General features: G+C 66.5%; 1 protein-coding gene and 2 pseudogenes. 2 read left to right on the top strand and 1 reads right to left on the bottom strand.

Going from position 1 to position 1,358, the window contains the following annotated elements; all coding sequences use genetic code 11:
* Window positions 1-484, bottom strand: a pseudogene (locus tag ACFWI9_RS34290) (peptidase S8); the annotation flags it as partial.
* A 242-nt stretch (window positions 485-726) separates the two neighbouring features.
* Between ACFWI9_RS34290 and ACFWI9_RS34285 the strand changes: the two are divergent.
* Window positions 727-1,083 carry a DUF485 domain-containing protein gene (locus tag ACFWI9_RS34285; RefSeq protein ID WP_387169213.1) on the top strand — a complete coding sequence of 119 codons (357 nt, stop codon included), beginning with the start codon at window positions 727-729 and terminating at the stop codon, window positions 1,081-1,083.
* Window positions 1,080-1,358 (top strand): annotated as a pseudogene (locus ACFWI9_RS34280) (cation acetate symporter); the annotation flags it as partial. The gene ACFWI9_RS34285 and the pseudogene ACFWI9_RS34280, both read left to right, overlap by 4 nt.

Below are 1,358 nucleotides of genomic sequence, written 5' to 3'. Positions count from 1 at the left end.
CGATCGCGGGCAGCTCACACTGCTCGGATTCGAGGGGCTCGCTGTCACCAGCGGCGGCTGTTGCCTTCGCCGTCTTCGCGGCCTGGTCCTTGGAGAGGTACTGCACAGCGCCCTCGTCGGTCGTCGAGGCGAGGCTCAGCGGCGCCGTACGCGTGGCACCCGCCGACTGCACACCGGGCACCTTGCGGATGACCGACCCGAAGTCGGGGTTCGCCGAGTGGACGACGATCACACCGATCTTCTCGTACGTCACCACGATGGTGCCGCCGGCCGCATTGATCGCCTTCTTGACCGAGTTGATCGTCCAGTGATCCAGCCGGGTGTTGACCACATACGCAAGGTTGGGCGCGTCAGCGGTCTGCGCGGTGGTCTCCGTGCTCGGGACCGCCGAGGCCGCCGACGGGAGAAAGCCGAGCGAGGCGGTCAGTGACAGCACGACCGGTACGGCCAGGGCGAGCCGGCGTCTGGGGCGCAGATGAGCCATGGGATCTCCACATCATCCGAAAACGAGACGGCCCGAGACGGGGCGGTGCGCCCGGGCAGGTACATGACTAGTGGTGCAGACCTGAAGTTATCTTCCGCGGTGGCTGGCCAGCAATGATTTCCCAAAGACGACTACCGAAAGAAGTCAAAGGAGTTGAACCGGTCGACGTGCGGCGCCGTGCCCTTGGGCAGGAAGCGCCAAGCCAGACCAGAACCCGCAGGTCCGTAACGCGAGGAGACACCGTGGCCACCGAGACACCACCCCCCTCGAAAGCCGTCAGCAAACTCCCCAGTACCGAGGAGTTCGAACAGGTCCAGGAGGGCGCGGAGTTCGCCGAACTGCGCCGCGCCCACCGCTCCTTCGCCTTCCCGGTGACCGTCGGCTTCATCGTCTGGTACCTGCTGTACGTGCTGCTGTGCAACTACGCGGACGACTTCATGGACACCAAGGTCGTCGGCAACATCAACGTCGCCCTGGTGCTGGGCCTCGCCCAGTTCCTCACCACGTTCCTCATCGCCTGGTGGTACGCGCGCTACTCCGCCGCGAAGCTCGACCCCAAGGGCGCGGCGATCAAGTCCCGGATGGAGGGCGGCGCATGAGCCCCACGATCACCCTGGCCGCAGGCGAGGCGAGCCAGCACCGGCCGCTGATCATCACCCTGTTCGCGATCTTCGTCGCCGCCACGCTCGTCATCACCGTATGGGCGGGCCGCCAGACCAAGAGCGCCGCCGACTTCTACGCGGGCGGCCGCCAGTTCACCGCCTTCCAGAACGGCCTCGCCGTCTCCGGCGACTACATGTCCGCCGCGTCCTTCCTCGGTATCGCCGGCGCCATCGCCCTCTTCGGCTACGACGGCTTCCTGTACTCCATCGGC

Source organism: Streptomyces sp. NPDC127084 (genome assembly GCF_042724175.1).
Lineage (GTDB): Bacteria > Actinomycetota > Actinomycetes > Streptomycetales > Streptomycetaceae > Streptomyces.
The sequence above is the reverse complement of the archived record's forward strand: the minus strand, read 5'-3'. Positions and strand labels throughout refer to the sequence as shown.